This window comes from Phytoactinopolyspora halotolerans, from assembly GCF_010550675.1.
Lineage (GTDB): Bacteria > Actinomycetota > Actinomycetes > Jiangellales > Jiangellaceae > Phytoactinopolyspora > Phytoactinopolyspora halotolerans.
On sequence record NZ_JAAGOA010000001.1, the window covers coordinates 255,751 to 272,197 of the forward strand.

Sequence of the window (16,447 nt, forward strand, 5' to 3'; positions counted from 1 at the left end):
ATCATCCATTGCGGTGCCGTTCACTGGACGGCCGCGCGGGTGTAGTTCAATGGTAGAACTTCAGCTTCCCAAGCTGACAGCGCGGGTTCGATTCCCGTCACCCGCTCCACAGCAAACATGCAGATCAAGCGCCATATCTCTGCCGATTCGTATCGAGATCCCGAGGTCATCCTTTCTCTGCGGGCCATTAGTGGGCCATGAGCCGGTCGTCGCCGGAACCCCGGCCGTCCCGTCCCCTCTTTGCCGGAGCGGTCCCTGCTTCGGTCCCGACGACTGCTACATCTCGTGCTCCCAGAAGCCGCGCGTGTCGACGTCCGCGGCATCCGCCAGCGCCTCCAGCTCCGCGATCTCCTCTTCGGCGAGCGCTATCCCGCGAGCCGTGACCAACCCGTCGATGTAGCCCGCTTTCGTGACCCCGATGATCGGGATGGTCCCCTTGGCGATGGCCCAGGCGGTGGCGACATCGGCCGCGGACGCGCCTCGGTCCTCGCCGATCGCGCTCATCCTGTCCGTCAGCGCCTGTAGCTGGGGCAGGATGCCGTTGTACACGGCGGCCCGGCTGCTTCCCTCCGGCAACGGGTTGGCAGGACTGTATCTGCCGGTCAGCGCTCCTTGTTCGAGGACCATGTAGGAGAAGAACCGCACGTCGTGCTCGCGGCAGTGGTCGAGGATGCCCGCGTGCTCCGAGCTGCGGTATAGGAGGCTGTAGTGGTTCTGGACCGCCTCCACGCGGAAGCCGGCCTCGCCGAGGATCCGATCGGCAAGAGCGATCTCCTCCATGTTGTGGTTCGAGACGCCGACATGCTTGATCTTGCCGCTCTTGAGCAGCGGGATCAGACGTGGTGTCCATCGTTTCACGTCGGCAGGATTATGGATCCAGTAGAGGTCCACGTAGTCCGTGCCCATTCGGTCGAGGCTCTGCTCCAGCATGTCCGCGACCGGATCGTCGCCGTCGCCCGCTATCTGCGGGGTGAACTTCGTCGACAACTGGTACTCGCTACGGTCATGGCCCGTCAGCGCCTGGGCGAGGACCGTCTCTGCGCGGCCCATGCCGTACACCACGGCGGTGTCCCACAGGGTGAACCCGTTGGACAGAGCCTTCTCGACGACCTCTCGCAGACCGGACTCGCTCAGCTGACTGCCGAAGTAGCCGTCGCCTGCCTCGCCGCTGTCTCCCCAGGCCCACGTGCCCAGCGCCACCGCCGGCACAGTCAGTGCCTTGCTCGTCATGTCTGACCTCCATTGCTCGTTCGTGGGATCGTGTCGGAGCGTTCGATCCCCAGCAGACCGCGATCACCGCCACCGGAGAAGGTCCCGTTTGTCGGGGGCATAACCTCAACCCCCCTCGCGTCGTGATCAGCGACTACCGTTGACGACATGGATCAGCAGCCCGGAAACCGCGGTGAGATCCGGGACTTCCTTGCCAGCCGACGCGCCAAAATCACCCCGGCGCAGGCCGGACTGCCGACCAGCGCCCGTCGCCGGGTCGCAGGCTTGCGGCGTGAGGAGGTCGCCGTCCTTGCCGGGGTGAGCACGGAGTGGTATACGCGGCTGGAGAAGGGGCACATCGGCGGCGTGTCCGAAGACGTTCTTGATGCGGTCGCTCGCGCCCTGCAATTGGACGACGACGAACGCACCTACCTGTTCGACCTTGCCAGGTCATCGCGGCCGAAAAGTCGCATGCCGTCGTCGCGCCGCAGGGATGTCGAGGTCCCGCCTCGGGTCCAGTGGCTGCTCGACTCGATCACGACGTCCGCAGCGTTCGTCCGCAACGGCCGCATGGACGTCGTCGCCAGCAACGCCCTGGACCGAGCCCTGTATGCGCCGATGTTCGACAGCGCCACCGTCGACAAGCGTGGCCGCCCCAACATCGCCCGCTACATCTTCCTCGACCCCGGCGCAGAGAACTTCTTCGTTGACTGGGAAGCCGCCGGCAACGCTACCGCCGCCCTACTGCGCGCCGAGGCCGGGCGCGAACCCCGTGACCGGGCGCTGCGCGAACTCGTCGGCGAGCTGTCTACGCTCAGCCCCGTGTTCCGCAGCCAATGGGCCGCGCAGGACGTACGGATGCGCCTCGACGGCATCAAGCGGCTTCAGCACCCCGACGTCGGCCACCTGGAACTGACTTTCCAGTCCCTTGACCTGCCCCTGTCCGGCCGAGCCGTGCACGACCTGATCATCTACACCGCCGAGCCCGGCAGCGCGTCTGAAGACCGGCTCAAACTTCTCGCCATCTCGGCAGCCACGCAGTCTCGGGCGGCGCAGCCCGCCCGCCGCTCTCCTCAGCCCGGGCCGCTCTGATCCGTGGCGGTTCGCCCGGCCGAGAGGCCGGATGTGACCACAACCCCCTGCGGAGCCGAAACACGTGCTGGTAAAGCGCCGTATCTCTGGCGCCGGCGCCGAGTGGTGACCTTGGCGGGATGGACTTCGTTGGTCATTGGTTGTCGACGGACTGACTCAGCCGCGTGGCGTCGGGCCAGGCCATGCGTAGGCCGTGAGGAGTGCCGTTGAGCCGGGCCGGGTCTCCGCCGGGCGGCGGCACCGGCGCCGACTCCACGTACGTGGCTCCGTACACGTGGTAGAACTGCTGCGCGGCGGTGTTCTGCTGCAAGACCCACAGGTACATCGCGTTTCCGGTCGCCCGGTCAAGGACAGCTTGCGCGGCGCGGGCCAGCAGCTGGGTACCGATGCCGGTCCGGTGCTGACTGTGGAGAACGTGCAGGTTGTCGACAAGGCTTCCCCACTTCGGGTCGTCGTCGAATGCGACGTGCACGAAGCCGACCAGTTGACCGTCGCGCTCGGCGAGAATGGTGTCGGTGTCGGTGTCGGTCGACGCGGCGAGTCTTGTCGACCATCTGGCGCGAAGGTCGTCACCGACGTCGCCGTCGAGGTACGAATCGGCGTAGGCGCCCCGATAGTGCCGGCGCCAGCTGTCGGCGTGGAGTAGCGCGATCTGTTCGGCGTCATCCGCCCTGGCCGATCGGAACCGAAGCGGGTTCATGATCCATACGCTATACCGATGCGTGTGGTGGTCTTCAGCACGCTACTCGGACGCGGAAGCTTGTGCATTGTCGATCTGGAGCGGGAAGCCGGGGAAGCTCCCGGTAATCTGAGCCGTAGCGTCGCGTGTCGGTGGCAGACCGTGTCAGGCATGGAGGCGCCGGACTGAAGGGAGCATGACGATCGTGATCGTCGTCCCTTCGCCTTTCACCCGTGGGTGAGGGCGAGAAGACCAGGTTGGTTGCCTGGAGCCGAGAGCTGCGCACTGTCCACGACAGGCTGCGTGAAGCATTGAGAGTGACCCGGCAAGCCGTGTCCGCAGGCGCGCCGGCGGAGCCGTCGACACGAGACCTGCTGCTGTTCTGTCGCGGGTTCTGCACCGCCCTGACCGCCCACCACGAGGGCGAAGACCGTGCCCTGTTCCCCGCGATCGCCGAACAGCACCCCGAGCTCCGCGAAACGCTACACAATCTGCAGCAGGACCACTCGATGATTGCGCATCTGCTGGTCGAGCTGGAGGCCGCCGTGGCCCGTGCCGCCTCGCCCACGGAATTGGACCGGCATCTGGAAGGGGTGGCTGCGATCATGGAGTCGCACTTCAGGTACGAAGAACGCCGACTCCTCTCGGTGCTCGAGACCTTGGCGCTGGACGCGGATCCCGACTTCGTGCTGGGACCTTTGTGATCGCCCCGGCACGCGACAAGGACACGGCGCCCTGCGCGTGTCTCCCGCTCGGTCAGCGGCGGAGGATCTTTGCTGCCACACCGAGGACGGCGAACAGCGGACCTTGCACGATGGGTGGCGGTTTCGTCAGGCGCATCTCTGCAGAGTGCGCACGCACGACGGGAGCGAGGTCGAGCAGCGAACCGCCGCGCCTGTGGGCGTCCGCCAACCCGGCGAAGAGCTGCTCGGTGCGCAGGGCGGGCGCCGTCTGCCAGATGGCGCGGGTACGACCTTCGGCCGCGGCCATCGCGTGCTCGACGCCGCGCGGGATGTCGAAAACGTCGCCCGCCCGCATCAGCCGTTCCGCGCCGCCAATGAGCACCCTCAGTGCACCCTCGACGACTTCGAAGTGCTCGTCCTGCGCAGGGTGCAGGTGTGTGGGTGGCATTTTCGCAGCGCTCACCCAGGTTGACTCCACCTCCAGCATCGTGCCGCCCGTGTCGGCAGTGGACTGGCGGACCGTCAACGTCTGGTGCTCAGAGATGCGGTACCTGATCATTGTCGGCGCGCCTCTCGTGAATAGATCGTCTCGGCCCATTATCGCCGCAACCCACGCCTGGGGCTGAGACCGCAGCCAGTTCAGTCCTGGGGAGCGGTCCCCCGACCAGCGCCTGGCGGTTCAGCGGCCTTGACGGCCGAGCGCATTGTCGATACCGCGGTTGGCCAACTCGTCGGCCCTCTCGTTGCCAGGGTTCCCGGCATGGCCTTTGACCCAGAGCCACTCGACTTGATGTCTGCTGGCGGCACCCTCGAGCTGCCGCCACAGGTCGGCGTTCCTCACGGGTTTCTTCTCGGCAGTCATCCAGCCGTTGCGTTGCCACCCGGCCAGCCATCTTGTGATGCCGTTGCGGAGGTATGAGCTGTCGGTATGGATGCGCACGACGGCCGGTCGCGTGAGCGCCATCAATGCTTGAATCGCCGCCATGAGTTCCATGCGGTTGTTGGTGGTGTCGCCTGGTTCGCCGCCGAAGAGTTCCTTGCGGTGCTTGCCGTACTGCAGGACCGCACCCCAGCCTCCAGGGCCGGGGTTTCCACGGCACGCTCCGTCCGTATAGATCTCCACGACGTTGCGGTCAGCCTTACCTGGCACACGCCTAACGTATCGAGAAGCGCTGCGCGCTCTCCCCCGGAGGTCGACGCTTCTTTCCTCGGCGGCGCAACCACGCACTCTGTCGGTACCCGCTGATAGGCATGACGGTAGACGGCGCTGCACCCTTGGAGGGGCGGATTCGAGATGGCCACGGCGACTGAAACCACTGATCAGGGCAGACCGCGGGTCGTGGTCTCGGTGGGGATGTCGGTGGACGCGCGCGTCACACTCAGCCGCGATCGTTTACTCATGGACCAGGACACCGGGCGGATCTGGGCATCCTTATGGCCCGCTGGCTCCCACGCGCTCGGGGACGTGCGTTCATCGCTGATCGCCGATCTCTACCGACCGCAGGCTGTGCTCGAGGGGAGCGGTTCGCTCGTTCACGATTCGGCTGGTCCACTGACCGGGCTATCGATGGAGATCGACGAGCCGGCAGCCGAGCTTTTCACCGACTTCCTGCCCGAAGAGGTCGTCGGTCGGCCAGGGCACGAGATGTGGTTCACAGTGGTCGACAGCCGCGGGCGAGTGCATTGGCATACGAAGAGTAACGGAGAGTACGACGCTCTGGTGCTCGTGGCTCGTGCCACACCGCCGGAGTACCTTTCCTACCTTCGCCGGGAACGCATCTCCTACCTGGTCGCGGGTGAGACACGGGTCGATCTGGCTGCGGCGCTCCGCCGGATGCGGGATCGGTTGGGTGTCACCTGCGTGATGTCCACGGCCGGAGGCGGGCTCAACGGTGCGTTGCTCCGAGCCGGACTCATCGATGAGATTCACCTTTCTGTGTGCCCTGCGGCCATTGGCGGGCGAGGAACACCGACGGTGTTCGACGGCCCGGAGCTCGCCCACGGCGAGTCGCCCACTCGGTTGCGACTGCTGACCGCTCAGGTGGAGACCGACGGTACTCTCTGGTTGCGGTACGACGTCGTCCACGACGGCTCATCGGGCCCGTGAATCACCACCGTGCCGTGGTCTCCGGCGGGCGCTCAGTCGGTCTTACTGCCTTGTCGGTTGGACATACCTTCGGCCACGCCGATCAGCAGTACCGCGGCGATGACAGCCACGACGAAGCCGAGGAAATTCAGCTCGAAGATGTCGCCTGTGCCGAGCAAGTTGGCGACCGTGCCGCCGATGACCGAACCGACCAGGCCGAGCAGCAACGTCGCGAGGATGCCGAGGTCTTGTTTGCCACGCTTGATGAGCCGGGCGAGCGCTCCGATGATCAACCCGGCCACGAGGAATCCGATCACGTCTCTACTCCCATCATCCGCTCCGCTCCTGCCGTCAGTATGGCGGCTGCGGCGTCACACGACCTCCGTCTTCGGCGAGTCGTTGACACCGTGTCGCTGTACTGTCCTTACCCATGACGGCTCAGTTGACCACCCGGGGCCTGAATCGGACGCTGCTGAAACGGCAGCTGCTGCTGGCGCGGGAGACTCGTGCGGCCGAAGACGCCATCGAGCACCTCGTCGGCTTGCAGGCGCAGAATCCGCTGGACCCGCACTATGCGCTGTGGTCTCGGTTGACCGGGTTCGCGCACGATCACCTCGACCGGCTACTCGTCGACCGGCGGACAGTTCGATGTTGGCCGATGCGCCGGACCGTCCATCTGGTGACCGCCCGGGACGCTCGTGTGCTGTTGCCCCTGACGAGACCCGTTGCGGAACGTGCGTTGCGTGGCACCTTCGGTCGTCAGCTGGACGGGCTGAACCTCGACGAGATCGCCGAGATGGGGCGGAAGCTTCTGGAGGAAGAACCCCGATCCATGGGTGAACTCATCCCGCACCTGTCGGAGCGCTGGCCGGAGCGAGACCGGCAGGCTCTTGGCTACGCGGCGACCATCCCGCTGCCGCTGGTCCAGCTCCCGCCACGCGGGCTGTGGGGCCAGACCGGCAAGGCCGTGCTCACCCTGGCCGAGGTCTGGTTGGGAACCCCGTTGGAGAGTGACCCCGCTCCGGACGAGATCGTCCTGCGCTACCTAGCCGCCTTCGGCCCGGCCGGCACCGCCGATATCCGGACCTGGTCAGGTCTGACCGGAATCAAGGAGATCACGGAACGGCTGCGGCCGCGTTTGCGGACCTTTCGCGACGAGAACGGGCGCGAGCTGTTCGATGTGCCCGACGCGCCGCATGCCGACTCCGATGTGGAGGCACCGCCGCGGTTTCTGCCGGAGTTCGACAACGTGTTCCTCTCCCACAATGACCGGGCCCGAATCGTCAGTCCCCGCGTGCGGCGGGTCGGATCGATCACGACTGCGCGCACGGTCCGCAAGCTCCTCATCGACGGGTTCGTCGATGCCGAATGGAGTTTCACCACGGCGGATGGAAACACGACGTTGACCATCCAGCCGTACCGGTCGCTCGCCGCCGCCGAGCAGGAAGCCGTCGCCGCCGAGGGCGCTGGACTTCTCGAGTTCGCGGCTCCCGCTGATCGGCACGACATCGTCATCCTTCCACCGGCTTCCCCGGACCGGTAGCTTCTCGACTGCGTCGATGGCACGAGGCCTGCAATTGCCGCCCCACGGACGAGACGGGCCGCGCGGCTGGGCGTGTGCGCCCGGGCTTTCGGGTGCCCGGTGGCAGACTCACGCCTTATGGTCGCCGCGGACGGTCTCACAGAGTTTCGCCAATCCACCACCAGGCTTCCGCCAGCGTCGGACGACGTACTCACCTGGCCGCGTCTCGAGGCGGGGGATCGAGTCCGGTTCGTCTCTCCCGCGAGTCCGCCGTCCCGGGAGCATGTCGACCAGATGGTCGAGCTGCTGACCGGCTGGGGGCTGCGGCCGGAGATCGGTGATCACGCCTTCGATCAGGTCGGCTACTTGGCCGGCACGGACGAGCAGCGGCTGGCCGATCTCGATGATGCCTTCCGCGACCCCGGCGTTCGAGCCGTCTTCGCGACGCGTGGCGGCAAGGGCGCCTACCGGATCTCCCACCAGATGGACTTCGCGGCGGTGCGACGCGACCCGAAGCCTCTGATCGGGTTCAGCGACATCACCATCATGCACATGGCGCTGTGGAAATTCTGCCGTCTCGGAGGTGTGCACGGCTATGCCGGCGCGGAGCGTACCCGTCACGCGCTCATGACAACTGATCCGATCGTGATCTGTGCTGATCCCGATGCTTTGTCGGCGGCAACCACGACGGCCGGCACAGCCACCGGTTTCCTGCTGGGTGGCAACCTCGGCACTGTACGGACGTCGCTGGGATGCGAGCTTCCGTCGCTCGACGGGGCGATCTGGCTCGTCGAAGATCTCATGGGCACCGGCCTGGGCGAGATCGACCGGGAGCTGACCCAGCTGTTGAAGTCGGGTGCGCTGGACGGCGTACGTGGCGTCGCCGTGGGGCATTTCACCGGCTTCGAGGCTACGCACGAGGATGAGACGCTCGGCGGATGGACGGTCGTCGACGTGTTGAACGAACGCCTGTCGCACCTCGGTGTCCCCGTGCTGGGCGGGCTGCCTCTCGGACATGGTGACAAAGCGTGGTCCGTGCCGCTGGGCGAGATAGCGACGATCGACGCCGGCGCCGGGACCCTGACCGTGCGGCCGGTGTTTCGTTGACGGCCGATGGTGCGCGACGCGAACAGTGCAGTTAGGCCGAATGGGGCGATGCACTCCTATGGTGCACCGTATATGGTCGTGCCCGTGAGTCTGCTCCTCGTGGATCTCGACGACACCTTGATCGACCGGACGGCTGCCGTGCGTGCGTGGCTGGAAGGGTTCATCGGCGACGTCGGCGCTCCGATATCGGACGTCGACTACTTGCTCGACATCGACGCGGGCGCACGTGGCCTGGCGGTCGAGTTCGCGCGGACTCTGCAAGAGCGCTACGGTCTCGGTCGACCGATCGAGGACATCGCCGAGGACATCCGGGCCGGTGTGCTCGACGGGATCGAGTTGACCCCTGCGGATCGGCAGGCGCTCGAGGCCGTCCGTGCGGCCGGCTGGTCGACCGTCGTCGTCACCAACGGAGGCGTCGCGAGCCAAGAACGCAAGATCCGGAGCAGCGGTATCGACCAATTGGTCGACGGGTGGATCGTATCCGCAGCGGTGGACGTCTGGAAGCCGGACCCACTCATCTTCGAGCTCGCGGCGAAACGCGCCGGAAGACCGCTCGCCGACGCGTGGATGATCGGCGACAACCCGGAGGCGGACATCGCCGGCGCCCACAATGCGGGCATCTCCAGCGTATGGCTGCACCACGGTCGGCCGTGGCCCGATCTGCCATACCGGCCCACCCGCTCCGCGGACAGCTGCGCGGACGCCATCCGATCAGTGCTCGCCGACGGCTGACGTCGTTGTCTCAGGTAACGCATGTCGTCGTCACGAGCGTTCCAAGCGTTACGCCAGCCAACGAGGTAGGAGTCATGGTCGCCGACCGGCGGTAGCATTCCGGGATCGGGCCGGCTCGTCTAGCGTTCGGGACAAGGGATGTCGAGAATGCGCCGCGTGCTCCGATGTAACCACAAGAGCGCTGACGAGGGCGCGGTACCGAGAGGAGCCGGAACATGAAGTACATGCTGCTGATGACCTACGGTGTGCCAGCGGATGTGGACGAGAAGCACGGTGAGATCAGCACGTGGCCGCCGGAAGACATCAAGGCGCACCACCAGTTCCAGCGTGATATGAATCAGGAGCTCGTCGATTCCGGTGAGCTCGCCGACGCCCAAGGGCTAGCCAGCCCGGAACAGGCCAAGATCGTCCGGTTCGCCGGGCACGGTGCGCCGGTCGTCACGGACGGTCCGTTTCCGGAGTCCAAGGAGCTCCTGGCCGGGTATCGCATCGTGGACGTGGAGTCGGAGCAGCGCGCGATCGACATCGCCGCGAAGATGTCGGCCGCGCCCGGACGTGGCGGTGAGCCGCTCAACCTCCCGATCGAGGTCCGCCAGGTGATGTCCGCCCCGGACGTGGACGTGTGAGGTCAGTGCCGGCCCGCGCCGACGTCGAGAACCTGCTGCGTGAGCTGACGCCGCAGGTGCTCGGCGCGGTGGTGCGCCGTTACGGCGACTTCGACTCCGCTGAGGACGCCGTCCAGGAAGCATTGCTGGCGGCCGTGACGCAGTGGGCCGATGACGGCGTGCCTCAGGACCCTCGCGGCTGGCTGATCCGGGTCGCGTCGAGGCGCATGATCGATCAGTACCGCAGCGAGGAGGCGCGTCGCCGGCGAGAAGAGCTGGCCGCCGCGCAGCAGCCCAGCGACGCCCGGGTGGCGCAGGCCGCCGACGGTGACGTCTCGGCCGACCACGACGACACGCTGACGCTGCTGTTCCTGTGCTGCCACCCGGTACTGACGCCGGGGTCGGCGATCCCGTTGACCTTGCGTGCGGTCGGTGGTCTGACCACGGCGGAGATCGCCCGGGCGTTCATGATTCCGGAAGGCACGATGGCACAGCGGGTCAGCCGCGCGAAGCAACGCATCAAGGCCTCGGATATCCCGTTCCAGATGCCGGCCGGGGATGATCACGCCAAGCGGCTCGACTCGGTGCTGCACGTTCTGTACCTGATCTTCAACGAGGGCTACACGGCCTCGGCCGGCACGTCGCTGAGCCGGGCCGACCTCACCGCCGAGGCGATCCGCCTGGCGAGGATGCTCCATTCACGTGCGCCGGAGGAGGCCGAGGTGGCAGGCCTGCTGGCACTCATGCTGCTGACCGACGCACGCAGAGCGGCGCGCACGGACGACGAGGGTTGGCTCGTGCCGCTGTCCGAGCAGCGCCGAGAGCTGTGGGACCACGCGCAGATCGAGGAGGGCATCACCTTGCTGACCCGGACGCTGGGCACGGCGCCGACGGGTCTGTACCAGGTACAGGCGGCCATCGCCGCGGTGCACGATGAGGCACCGAGCACGGACGACACGGATTGGCCGCAGATCGTCGCGCTGTACGAGGTACTGGAGCAGGTATCGCCGGGGCCCATGGTCACCCTCAATCGGGCGGCGGCCGTCGCGATGGTTCATGGCCCGCGTGCCGGCCTCGCGCTACTCGGCACTCTCGACGATGACGAACGGATGGTCCAGACCCACCGGTTGGAAGCCGTCCGTGGCCACTTGCTCGAGCTGGCCGGGGACGAGCGCGCTGCCCGCGAGGCATACCAGAAAGCGGCGAAGATGACCGCCAGCATCCCCGAGCAGCACTATCTGACGCTCAAGGCTGCTCGTCTCGGCGCCGCCGATCAGGGCGCTTAGTCCGGCCGCCCTCTCAGACGTGCTCCGAGACGAGCACGGCGGCGGTGTCCGGTTCGAGTGCCTGGAAGACATGCGCGACGTCGCCGGGATAGGCGAGGTAGTCGCCTGGATTGAGTTCCACGGGCTCCTCGGCGACACCGACGAGCGCTCGGCCGGCGCCCAGGACGACGTGTTCGACGACCCCGGGCATGTGCGGATCCGACTCCCGTGGGGTGCCTGGCTGCGCGGAGATGCGATAGATGTCGCGCCGGGCGTGCGGCGGGCAGGACGCGAGGATGGTGGCGACATAGTCAGCGCGTTCGGAGGCGACGGCGGGCCCCTCACCGGCGCGTATCACCTGCACCCTGGGTCGTTGTGGCTCGACGAGCTGGGAGAACGGCACATCGAGCGCGACACCCAACGCCCACAGTGTCTCGACACTGGGGTTGCCGGTGCCGGACTCCAGTTGTGACAGCGTCGACTTCGCCACACCGGCGCGGCGTGCCACCTCGGCTAACGAGAGCCCGGCGCGCCGGCGCTCGCGCTGCAAGGAGGCGGCGATGACCTCGAGCGGCGCCTTGCTCCGGCTGACATCGTCGGCCATGCGTTCGCTCCATCGGTACGATCGTTCATCTTGACGAACGCCTGTGCGGCGTCCACTATGGAATCCTATGCGTTCGATATGGCGAACACTGGACCGGGCGCTGGCCCGTGATATCGCGTTGGTATGCGCCGCCGGCGCGGTGGTCGGTGCGTCGTTCGGAGCCATCACGGTCAGCGCTGGCCTGCCGCTGTGGCTGCCGATGTTGCTCTCGGTGCTGGTCTTTGCCGGTGCCGCGCAATTCATGTTCGTCGGAATCGTCGCCTCGGGAGGAAACCCGGTCGCCGCCGTCGTCGCCGGTCTGCTGCTCAACGCGCGGCACCTGCCGTTCGGTTTCGCGATCGGCGATGTCCTGGGCGGCAGCCGGGCACGTCGTCTCGTCGGAAGTCATCTGATGATCGACGAATCCGTCGCCTTCGCCCTGGCGCAGGAAGGTACCGAACGACGACGTTCCGCGTACTGGGCGTGCGGCGTCGGCCTGTTCGTGTGCTGGAACATCGGCGTGGTGGCAGGCGCGTTCGCCGGTACGGCGGTCAACGACACCGATGCGTTGGGGCTCGACGCCGCGTTCCCGGCGGTCTTGCTGGCCCTGATCCTGCCGTCGCTGCGGGATGCCGCGACGCGCCGTGCCGCGCTCATCGGCACTGCGATCGCACTGCTCAGCACCCCGTTCCTGCCCGCCGGGCTGCCCGTGCTGATGGCGCTGATCGGAGTGCTGGTGATGCTCCTGGGCCGGGATCAGGCGGGTTCTCGTCTACCGGAGCGTGCACCGTGACCGGCGCCGCGGCGTTGATCGTCGCCACCGTGGTGCTGGCGGCGGGGACGTTCGCCTTCCGGTTCGCCGGGCCGATCCTGCGCGAGCGCGTCGAGCTCTCGCCACGTGTCGAGCAGCTGCTCGCCGTCGCCGCCGTCGTGCTGCTGGCCGCTCTGGTCGGCACCAGTGCTCTCGTCGAGGACCAAGAGTTCGTCGGTTTCGCCCGCCCGGCCGGGGTCGCGGTCGGCGGCGTCCTGGCGTGGCGCAAGGTGCCGTTCGTCGTCGTGGTGGTCGCCGCGGCCGGTACCGCCGCTGTGCTCCGGATGCTCGGAGTGCCCTAACCGCCGAGTTCATCGAGCTTGATCAGCGCGCCGGTGTCCGGCTCCTCCAGCGGGAGTTCGCGGTGTTCGCGCCGTTCCCGGACTTCCACGTGCATCTCCACCGGTGTCCGGGTCAGCACCGCCTCGATCAGCGTGCGCAGGAAACGGTCGGCGGAGAGATCGTCGGGTACCTGATCCGTGCGGATCCTCACCCCGTCGAACGCGTCGTCGCTCCACTCGGCCAGGACGACACAGGTCGCGTCGTACGCGTCCGCCTCGCCTTGCAGCTTGCGGAGCATGTCGACGGCCTTCTCGAAGGCGCCGGGATCGTCCAGGATGGTGGATCGCATGACAAAGAGGAACCCCATCGAGACCAGCGGATACCGGCCGCGGAGATTCTTCGCGTCGCCGTAGGACTCCTCAAACCGGTTCGGCAGGTTGTTCCGGAACGACGAGACCATCGACTTGGTGGAGACGAGCAGCTCCGGCCCGCGCGCCCACTGCGACACCAGCACGTCCACCTGTTTCACGTAGGCACGACCGAGCACGCGCGCCTCGGACGGTGCCACGGTCTTGTTCTTCAGCAGATGTGCATGCACGTCGTTCCGCAGCGACTTGGGCAGCCGGTCGAGGAAGATCCCCACCTCCCGCGGTAGGACGCGTGGCTTGGTCAGCCGGGGCCAGACCTCGTCTGCCGGGAAACCTGCTCGCCGAAGCTCATGCGCGACCCACGCGTCGATCCCCTTCGCCAGCCGGCCGGATTCGGATCCGCGGCCCTCCCGCAACGGGATGGCGAGCAATGCGGCGAGCAGTTCATAGTCCGGGTGGTAGACCCGGTGCCCCGACGCGCTCTCCTCCCACGGGTTCGTGGCCCCGCGCTCGCTGATGACGGCCTCGAACGAGTCGAAGACGTCGTCCTTGCTGACCATCAACGCACCCTTCGGGGGTCAGCGCCGCGGGCGACGCGGCGGGCGTTCAACTCCGCGTGGGCCTCTCGCAACGCCGCGACCTCGGTCGCCTTCAGCCCGAGACGTCGCACGAGTAGCACCTCGTCGACGATCTCCGCGGCATCGGTCACACGGCCGTTCGCCAGAGCGCGACTGAGGTGCGGCTTGGCGCGCATCAACTCGGACCGCGCGCTGAGCAGCAGCTCGCTGGATGGCACGGGCAGCAGGTCGGCCTCCTTGGGCTCGATCTTCAGCATGCCGCCACCGTAGGCCCGTCCGACCGTCTCGGCGCTCAGCAGTGTCATCGAGTTCAGCGAACCGATCGGCAGCAGGTCCATACCCGCCGTCCTCAGCTCCGGCCGCAGGTAGACGCCGTGTACCGAGTTCAGATGGTGGACGCGCGCGCGGTTGGTCGACAGCCGGGGCGTGTCGGCGTTCATGTACGTCAGGAACAGGTCCGCCGGCGGCACCAGCGGCACCCGCCACCAGGGATTGCGCACCCGGCATTTGTACGCGTGGTGGACATCGACCGCCTCACCGGATGCGATGTACTGTTTCGCCTCCGGCGTCGGCGCTCCGGGCGGGCGGAACAGGTACGTCCCGCTGTCTGCCGCGCCGAGGCGCTGCCACGCCGCCCGGGAGAACGTGAGCTTGCGAAGGTGCCGGGAGCCCGGTGGCGAGATCCGCAGGAGCTCCGCCTCGCCGATGCCGTGCCGTTCGGCGTCGGCCGGCGACATGGTGAAATAGCGGTTGTTGCCGGTCACCATGCCGAGCGTCGTCTCGCCCCACTCGAGCAGAGCACCGAACTGCCCATGCTCGGTCAGGCGCTCCACCGTCGCGAGCGCGTCGGTCGACAGCAAAGACGCCGTCCACTTGCTCTCCGGCGCCACCGGCCGCCACAGCCTCCCCACCGCCTGCGGTAGATCCGCGACGTTCCTGGCCTGGTAGAGCTCGCAGTGGTCGGTGGGACCTTCATCGAACCCGTCGGCCAGCAGCAGGACGACCTCCTCCAGCACGCCTGGAAAGACCCGCTCGGTGAACAGGACCAGACGCACCACACGGAAGCGTTCCATCAGGAATCGGCGGACCTCTGCGGCGTAGTTGACCGTCAGCAGCTCCGCCGGAAGCACCAGTCCCAGCCGGCCTCCTGGCCGCAGAAACAGCGCAGAGTGGACCACGAACGCCGCCCAGGACGACGCCAGTCCGGTCAGTGACACCCCGGCACGCATGGCCGCGGCCCGCGCCCTGGTGCGGTTGTCGCCGCTGAAGCCTTGGTAGCGGACGTACGGCGGGTTGCCGACCACCGCGTCATAGACGGGATGCGGCTCGACGGTGAAGAAGTCATCGACCCGGACCCGCGCGTCGTGCCCTGCCGCGCGGAGCACGCCGAGTGCGTGCGTGGCGCTGTCTTCGTGCAGCTCCACGCCGTGGAGTTCACCCGCGGCAGGTGACGCGGACGCCGCCTGTAGACGCGCCAGTCGCTGCGCCGCCGATACCAGAAAGGCGGCCTCGCCGCAGGAGGGCTCCAAGACGAGGTCGTCCGCGGACCGGATCGCCCAGTCGACCACGTAGTCGCACAGGGCCGACGGGGTGAAGAATGCGCCACGAGCCTTGCGCTGCTCCGCGGTGTCGTCGCCGCGCACGCTCGGGGTGCTCACGTGGGCCATCCTCTCGTACCTGCTCGGGACTCGGGTGCAGGACTCTCGGTGTGCCGCTGCGGCGGCCATCCGGTCCAAGCGTCGCCCAGCATCGCATGCGGCACCGACAGCATGTGCGGCACAGCCGACGGCACGTGCGGCACAGCCGGCCGTCGCCGTCGTACACATCGGGGCGGTGGATATGCCAACCTGGGCGGCGTGCTCGATGTCACACAGTCACACACCGCAGACCTGGAATCCGGTGAACGTGAAGCGATCCGCCGACTGCTCAACGGTGCCTTCAAGGGTGACTTCTCGGCGGAGGACTGGGACCACACCCTAGGCGGTGTTCACGTCATCGGCTGGGACGGCCACGACGTCGTCGCGCATGTGGCCGTCGTGCAACGGCGGCTGGTCCATCGTGAGATGCCGATCCGGACCGGCTACGTCGAAGGTCTGGCTGTGCGCAAGGACCGGCGCCGACGTGGATACGCGGCCGCGATGATGAAGGCGGCGGAACAGATCACGGCGAGCGCCTACGATCTGGGCGCACTGTCGGACGGGACCGGGATCGACGGTTTCTACCAGCGGCGCGGCTGGCTGACCTGGCAGGGACCCACGTGGGCGCTGACCCCCGACGGCATCCGGCGTACGCGCGACGATGACGGCGGTGTGATGGTCTTCAAGACACCCACCAGCCCGGAACTCGGCCTCGATGAGGCGATCGTCTGTGATTGGCGGTCGGGCGACGTGTGGTGATCGACGCTTCCTATCCGGCTTCCTGACCGCGTCGTGCGTGATTTCTCCAAGACGGTGGCCGCAGCGGCAGTCATGCTGAATTGGCCATGAGGTGAGAGGAGAGCACGATGCCGACCTGGGAGGACGTCGTGTCGATTGCGTCGGCGCTGCCCGGCGTAGAGGAGTCCACGTGGTACCGGACGCCGTCGCTCAAGGTAGCCGGAAGAGGCTTCGTGCGGCTGCGGACGGAGGCCGAAGGTGGCCTAGTGTTGATGTGTGATCTGGCGGAGAAGGAAGCCTTGCTGGCATCCGGGAATCCGGCGTTCTATACGACGCCGCATTACGACGGATACGGAGCCATCCTCGTCGACCTCGACCGCATCGACCTCGACCAGTTGTCAGAGCTGATCGAGGAGTCGTGGCGGATCAAGGCGCCGGCCCGGCTCGGCAAGACGCGAGACAGCAGTTAG

The 16,447-nt window shown here is 67.2% G+C and carries 20 protein-coding genes and 1 tRNA gene; 13 read left to right on the forward strand and 8 right to left on the reverse strand.

Going from position 1 to position 16,447, the window contains the following annotated elements:
- Nucleotides 1–35: 35 nt before the first annotated feature.
- Nucleotides 36–109: transfer RNA gene (locus G1H10_RS01140), tRNA-Gly, on the forward strand.
- A gap of 167 nt (nt 110–276) precedes the next feature.
- On the opposite strand, the gene G1H10_RS01145 is transcribed toward G1H10_RS01140, so the two are convergent.
- Nucleotides 277–1,230 carry an aldo/keto reductase gene (locus tag G1H10_RS01145; RefSeq protein ID WP_163731428.1) on the reverse strand — a complete coding sequence of 318 codons (954 nt, stop codon included), beginning with the start codon at nt 1,228–1,230 and terminating at the stop codon, nt 277–279.
- A gap of 147 nt (nt 1,231–1,377) precedes the next feature.
- Here G1H10_RS01145 and G1H10_RS01150 point away from each other — a divergent pair, with 147 nt between their 5' ends.
- Complete coding sequence (locus G1H10_RS01150) at nt 1,378–2,301, forward strand: helix-turn-helix transcriptional regulator (protein WP_163731431.1); 924 nt, start codon at nt 1,378–1,380, stop codon at nt 2,299–2,301.
- A 133-nt stretch (nt 2,302–2,434) separates the two neighbouring features.
- On the opposite strand, the gene G1H10_RS01155 is transcribed toward G1H10_RS01150, so the two are convergent.
- Nucleotides 2,435–3,001, reverse strand: a complete 567-nt coding sequence (locus tag G1H10_RS01155) for a GNAT family N-acetyltransferase (protein ID WP_163731434.1) — start codon at nt 2,999–3,001, stop codon at nt 2,435–2,437.
- 212 nt (nt 3,002–3,213) lie between these two features.
- Here G1H10_RS01155 and G1H10_RS01160 point away from each other — a divergent pair, with 212 nt between their 5' ends.
- Nucleotides 3,214–3,684 (forward strand): hemerythrin domain-containing protein, encoded by a 471-nt coding sequence (locus G1H10_RS01160; protein ID WP_163731437.1) that lies wholly within the window; start codon nt 3,214–3,216, stop codon nt 3,682–3,684.
- A gap of 52 nt (nt 3,685–3,736) precedes the next feature.
- Here G1H10_RS01160 and G1H10_RS01165 read toward each other — a convergent pair whose 3' ends face one another.
- Nucleotides 3,737–4,189 carry a cupin domain-containing protein gene (locus G1H10_RS01165; protein ID WP_163731439.1) on the reverse strand — a complete coding sequence of 151 codons (453 nt, stop codon included), beginning with the start codon at nt 4,187–4,189 and terminating at the stop codon, nt 3,737–3,739.
- Between the two features lie 153 nt (nt 4,190–4,342).
- Complete coding sequence (rnhA, locus tag G1H10_RS01170; RefSeq protein ID WP_163731442.1) at nt 4,343–4,813, reverse strand: ribonuclease HI; 471 nt, start codon at nt 4,811–4,813, stop codon at nt 4,343–4,345.
- A gap of 249 nt (nt 4,814–5,062) precedes the next feature.
- On the opposite strand from rnhA, the gene G1H10_RS01175 reads away from it, so the two are divergent.
- Complete coding sequence (locus tag G1H10_RS01175) at nt 5,063–5,770, forward strand: RibD family protein (protein WP_216852765.1); 708 nt, start codon at nt 5,063–5,065, stop codon at nt 5,768–5,770.
- A gap of 32 nt (nt 5,771–5,802) precedes the next feature.
- Here G1H10_RS01175 and G1H10_RS01180 read toward each other — a convergent pair whose 3' ends face one another.
- On the reverse strand, nt 5,803–6,066 hold the full coding sequence (locus G1H10_RS01180) for a GlsB/YeaQ/YmgE family stress response membrane protein (protein WP_163731448.1): 264 nt from the start codon (nt 6,064–6,066) through the stop codon (nt 5,803–5,805).
- Between the two features lie 113 nt (nt 6,067–6,179).
- Between G1H10_RS01180 and G1H10_RS01185 the strand changes: the two genes are divergently transcribed.
- From G1H10_RS01185 to G1H10_RS01205, 5 genes are all read left to right on the forward strand, one after another.
- Nucleotides 6,180–7,292 (forward strand): winged helix DNA-binding domain-containing protein, encoded by a 1,113-nt coding sequence (locus G1H10_RS01185; protein ID WP_163731451.1) that lies wholly within the window; start codon nt 6,180–6,182, stop codon nt 7,290–7,292.
- A gap of 117 nt (nt 7,293–7,409) precedes the next feature.
- Complete coding sequence (locus tag G1H10_RS01190) at nt 7,410–8,378, forward strand: S66 peptidase family protein (protein ID WP_163731454.1); 969 nt, start codon at nt 7,410–7,412, stop codon at nt 8,376–8,378.
- Nucleotides 8,379–8,462: 84 nt separating this feature from the next.
- Nucleotides 8,463–9,110 carry an HAD family hydrolase gene (locus G1H10_RS01195; RefSeq protein WP_163731457.1) on the forward strand — a complete coding sequence of 216 codons (648 nt, stop codon included), beginning with the start codon at nt 8,463–8,465 and terminating at the stop codon, nt 9,108–9,110.
- Between the two features lie 215 nt (nt 9,111–9,325).
- Nucleotides 9,326–9,736: a YciI family protein gene (locus tag G1H10_RS01200; RefSeq protein ID WP_163731458.1), complete on the forward strand. Its 411-nt coding sequence runs from the start codon at nt 9,326–9,328 to the stop codon at nt 9,734–9,736.
- A gap of 5 nt (nt 9,737–9,741) precedes the next feature.
- Nucleotides 9,742–11,001, forward strand: coding sequence for an RNA polymerase sigma factor (locus tag G1H10_RS01205; protein ID WP_163732057.1), 1,260 nt, complete (start codon nt 9,742–9,744; stop codon nt 10,999–11,001).
- A gap of 13 nt (nt 11,002–11,014) precedes the next feature.
- Here G1H10_RS01205 and G1H10_RS01210 read toward each other — a convergent pair whose 3' ends face one another.
- The gene (locus G1H10_RS01210; RefSeq protein WP_163731461.1) at nt 11,015–11,584 is read right to left on the reverse strand and encodes a helix-turn-helix domain-containing protein; all 570 of its coding nucleotides are present in this window, start codon (nt 11,582–11,584) and stop codon (nt 11,015–11,017) included.
- 67 nt (nt 11,585–11,651) lie between these two features.
- Here G1H10_RS01210 and G1H10_RS01215 point away from each other — a divergent pair, with 67 nt between their 5' ends.
- Nucleotides 11,652–12,356 (forward strand): AzlC family ABC transporter permease, encoded by a 705-nt coding sequence (locus G1H10_RS01215; protein ID WP_163731464.1) that lies wholly within the window; start codon nt 11,652–11,654, stop codon nt 12,354–12,356.
- The gene (locus G1H10_RS01220; RefSeq protein ID WP_163731467.1) at nt 12,353–12,676 is read left to right on the forward strand and encodes an AzlD domain-containing protein; all 324 of its coding nucleotides are present in this window, start codon (nt 12,353–12,355) and stop codon (nt 12,674–12,676) included. Before G1H10_RS01215 ends, G1H10_RS01220 begins: the two co-directional genes overlap by 4 nt.
- Here the strand turns inward: G1H10_RS01220 and G1H10_RS01225 are convergent.
- Together G1H10_RS01225 and G1H10_RS01230 are read right to left on the reverse strand one after the other, a co-directional pair.
- Nucleotides 12,673–13,584 carry a hypothetical protein gene (locus tag G1H10_RS01225; protein ID WP_163731470.1) on the reverse strand — a complete coding sequence of 304 codons (912 nt, stop codon included), beginning with the start codon at nt 13,582–13,584 and terminating at the stop codon, nt 12,673–12,675. The two genes, G1H10_RS01220 and G1H10_RS01225, sit on opposite strands and share 4 nt — an antisense overlap.
- Nucleotides 13,584–15,269 carry an HsdM family class I SAM-dependent methyltransferase gene (locus tag G1H10_RS01230; RefSeq protein WP_163731473.1) on the reverse strand — a complete coding sequence of 562 codons (1,686 nt, stop codon included), beginning with the start codon at nt 15,267–15,269 and terminating at the stop codon, nt 13,584–13,586. Before G1H10_RS01230 ends, G1H10_RS01225 begins: the two co-directional genes overlap by 1 nt.
- A gap of 189 nt (nt 15,270–15,458) precedes the next feature.
- On the opposite strand from G1H10_RS01230, the gene G1H10_RS01235 reads away from it, so the two are divergent.
- The gene (locus tag G1H10_RS01235) at nt 15,459–15,998 is read left to right on the forward strand and encodes a GNAT family N-acetyltransferase (RefSeq protein ID WP_216852768.1); all 540 of its coding nucleotides are present in this window, start codon (nt 15,459–15,461) and stop codon (nt 15,996–15,998) included.
- Between the two features lie 107 nt (nt 15,999–16,105).
- Nucleotides 16,106–16,447 carry an MmcQ/YjbR family DNA-binding protein gene (locus G1H10_RS01240; RefSeq protein ID WP_163731480.1) on the forward strand — a complete coding sequence of 114 codons (342 nt, stop codon included), beginning with the start codon at nt 16,106–16,108 and terminating at the stop codon, nt 16,445–16,447.

Excerpts from the sequence above, each read along its gene's own strand:
- G1H10_RS01190 (WP_163731454.1), top strand. The coding sequence starts at position 7,410 with ATGGTCGCCGCGGACGGTCTCACAGAGTTTCGCCAATCCACCACCAGG.
- G1H10_RS01145 (WP_163731428.1), bottom strand. The coding sequence starts at position 1,230 with ATGACGAGCAAGGCACTGACTGTGCCGGCGGTGGCGCTGGGCACGTGG.
- G1H10_RS01150 (WP_163731431.1), top strand. The coding sequence starts at position 1,378 with ATGGATCAGCAGCCCGGAAACCGCGGTGAGATCCGGGACTTCCTTGCC.
- G1H10_RS01175 (WP_216852765.1), top strand. The coding sequence starts at position 5,063 with ATGGACCAGGACACCGGGCGGATCTGGGCATCCTTATGGCCCGCTGGC.
- G1H10_RS01200 (WP_163731458.1), top strand. The coding sequence starts at position 9,326 with ATGAAGTACATGCTGCTGATGACCTACGGTGTGCCAGCGGATGTGGAC.
- G1H10_RS01185 (WP_163731451.1), top strand. The coding sequence starts at position 6,180 with ATGACGGCTCAGTTGACCACCCGGGGCCTGAATCGGACGCTGCTGAAA.
- G1H10_RS01230 (WP_163731473.1), bottom strand. The coding sequence starts at position 15,269 with ATGGCCCACGTGAGCACCCCGAGCGTGCGCGGCGACGACACCGCGGAG.
- G1H10_RS01215 (WP_163731464.1), top strand. The coding sequence starts at position 11,652 with ATGCGTTCGATATGGCGAACACTGGACCGGGCGCTGGCCCGTGATATC.
- G1H10_RS01240 (WP_163731480.1), top strand. The coding sequence starts at position 16,106 with ATGCCGACCTGGGAGGACGTCGTGTCGATTGCGTCGGCGCTGCCCGGC.
- G1H10_RS01155 (WP_163731434.1), bottom strand. The coding sequence starts at position 3,001 with ATGAACCCGCTTCGGTTCCGATCGGCCAGGGCGGATGACGCCGAACAG.
- G1H10_RS01210 (WP_163731461.1), bottom strand. The coding sequence starts at position 11,584 with ATGGCCGACGATGTCAGCCGGAGCAAGGCGCCGCTCGAGGTCATCGCC.
- G1H10_RS01225 (WP_163731470.1), bottom strand. The coding sequence starts at position 13,584 with ATGGTCAGCAAGGACGACGTCTTCGACTCGTTCGAGGCCGTCATCAGC.